Source organism: Rhizobium ecuadorense, assembly GCF_001187535.1.
Taxonomy (GTDB): Bacteria; Pseudomonadota; Alphaproteobacteria; order Rhizobiales; family Rhizobiaceae; genus Rhizobium; species Rhizobium ecuadorense.
In genome coordinates, this window is sequence record NZ_LFIO01000143.1 from 1 (window position 1) to 282 (window position 282).

Genomic DNA, 282 nt, shown 5'->3' on the forward strand with positions numbered 1-282 from the left:
TCTGTATGCCGCTTGCGGGTCGTACCTGACGATCGCGCTTGGGCGACCGCTCATCAAACTGAACTACGATCAGCTCGACAAGGAGGCCAGCTTCCGCTCCGGCCTAATTCAAGTTCGAGAAAACGCCGAATCCATTGTGCTGGCGCATTGCGAAGAACAGCAGAGCTTTCGTCTACTGCAGCGACTTGAGGATGCGGTCACCAATTTTCGCAAAGTCACCGCGATCAATCGCAACGTGGGATTCTTCACCACGGGTTACAACTGGCTGATCCAAATCATTCC

The 282-nt window shown here is 53.9% G+C and carries 1 pseudogene; it reads left to right on the forward strand.

Features of this window, described 5'->3' with window-relative positions:
- Positions 1 to 282, forward strand: a pseudogene (locus AF337_RS04325) (ABC transporter ATP-binding protein/permease); the annotation flags it as partial.